General features: G+C 44.6%; 1 protein-coding gene. It reads right to left on the bottom strand.

Annotated elements, in window-relative coordinates; genetic code table 11:
- Positions 1-197: 197 nt before the first annotated feature.
- Positions 198-644 (bottom strand): 50S ribosomal protein L9, encoded by a 447-nt coding sequence (rplI, locus tag A3738_RS26485; protein ID WP_068480510.1) that lies wholly within the window; start codon positions 642-644, stop codon positions 198-200.
- Positions 645-746 lie beyond the last annotated feature (102 nt).

The following is a 746-nucleotide window of genomic DNA, read 5'->3' as shown; positions in this document are numbered from 1 at the left end:
AGAATGGACTGTTCAGCTTCGATTGAGTGCGGTGGGGTTTTTAAATTTAAGATTTCTTGGTCAGCCACGAGAGGAAAAAACTCCAGGAGATAAATACAAATAAGCCCCAAGAATATACAGGATATCCTTAGGGCTTAGAAGCAGATGCCCAACTTAAAATTGGGCTCTGTGAACGTTACGCGCTTCGGCGTAAGGTCTTATTCAGCAACAACTGAAAGATTGATTGTTGCAGTTACATCGCTGTGCAACTGAACATCAACTTCGAAATCACCAGTGTTACGAATTGGACCTTCTGGAAGACGAACTTCAGACTTGCTTACTTCAGTGCCAGAAGCAGTGACTGCATCTGCAACGTCACGTACACCGATAGAACCAAATAGCTTGCCTTCATCACCAGCTTTAGAAACGATCGTTACAGCCTTACCGTTAAGCTCTTCTGCACGCGCTTCTGCTGCTGCAAGTTTCTCAGCAGCTGCTTTTTCAAGCTCAGCACGACGAGCTTCAAACTCAGCAACGTTCGCAGCATTTGCTGGAACAGCCTTGCCGTAAGGGATCAAGAAGTTACGACCAAAGCCAGACTTCACTGTCACTTTGTCGCCAAGACCGCCTAGCTTACCAACTTTCTCGAGTAGAATTACTTCCATCTCGCTATCCTCAACTATTAAATCGAATTGTCTCTTTTGCGAACAATACTAAGTTCTTGTAGCTTCACTCAGACTTTGGTGAAGCTTGTATCCTTGACCTAA

Source organism: Oleiphilus sp. HI0066 (genome assembly GCF_001635725.1).
Note: the sequence above shows the minus strand (reverse complement) of the source record. Positions and strands in the feature narration are given on the sequence as shown.